This is a genomic window from Rathayibacter sp. AY1B7 (assembly GCF_002932735.1).
Taxonomy (GTDB): Bacteria; Actinomycetota; Actinomycetes; order Actinomycetales; family Microbacteriaceae; genus Rathayibacter.
The window spans coordinates 1-1,164 of the sequence record NZ_PSWK01000066.1 but is presented as its reverse complement, the minus strand read 5'-3'; the positions used below and the strand labels follow the sequence as shown (position 1 = coordinate 1,164).

Sequence of the window (1,164 nt, the reverse complement as noted above, 5' to 3'; positions counted from 1 at the left end):
GCGCGAGCTCCGCACACGCAGCGGTGACGGAGCACCGCCGGCGGGAGCCGCTACGCGGCAGGTCCTTTGCTCGTCTGGTTACTGGCCTGGTTCGCGCTCGGCATCGCGTTCCTCGTGGGACACGCGGTCATGCGTGGTCATCGGTCGCGAGGAAGTCAGACCTTTGGCGCCCAGATGTCGGCTACGCCGGCTTGCAGGCGCATCTCGCCGAGCTTCAGTTGCTTGCGGAGACGAAGTCGGGTGTAGGGAACCAGGACCACCAGCGCGATGCCTTCCCGATGTTCTGACTCGACTCGGATGGCGTCACCGCTCCCGCTGATCGTGACCACGCTGACGTATGCGACCGCCCGTAACGACTGCCGGTTCTCTCTGCTTGCACGCCGGAGCTCGTCGAGGTCCGCCTGGGACGAGTTGTTCCCTTGTCCTGGCGCCGGCTCCACCATGCTCAGAACGCTGCGCCCGTCGGTGTCGATCGAGGCGGAGAACGGGCCGAGCTCACCGCGCTTTCCGAGAGCTTCGACTGCGCGGGTCATCGTCAGGTCGAGCAGGCCGTCGAGATCCTCTTGCGCTTCGGCTGACGCCGTCTCACGCCACATCATCATCTGCACACAGTGCCACAGCCCGCAGTCTCGGTCGCGTAGACGGCGAAGGCCACACCCGTTTCCCCGATCGGGGGCGCGAGCTGCGCTCGCGCAGCGGTGACGGAGCACCGCCGGCGGGAGCCGCTACGCGGCCGGATTACCCGTTTTCTTCACCTCTCCGCGGTTTCAACCTATCTCGCTCCGTCGGCTGCATGCCGTCTCTCTCGGACGCGGTCGCATGCTCCCTTATTTCGCCCGAGAGAGCCGTCACTCCGCCGACTCCACTCAATTGGTTTTCACTCGCCGGAGAGGCAAAGAAAAACGATCAGGAAGACGACAAAAGCCCCGTAGTTGGTCTAGAACCACGGGACTCGTCACCTTCATGGTCGCACACCGATTGAGGAGAAACCATCGTGACTATCACCACCGGAACCGGGACCGTTCAGCACATCGACCCGACCGCCCTCGTGATCGAGGCGAACGTCCGCACCAGCGCCCCGCTGACGAAGGACTTCATCGCGTCGATCCGCGAGAACGGCGTCATCACCCCGGTCCTCGCCCGCCGCGACGAGCACGGCAACGT

General features: G+C 64.9%; 1 protein-coding gene. It reads right to left on the bottom strand.

The genetic code is table 11. From position 1 onward, the window contains the following. Positions 1-155: 155 nt before the first annotated feature. A complete protein-coding gene (locus C5C95_RS17035; protein WP_146082886.1) occupies positions 156-602 on the bottom strand; it encodes a hypothetical protein in 447 nt (148 codons plus the stop codon). Between the last annotated feature and the right edge of the window lie 562 nt (positions 603-1,164).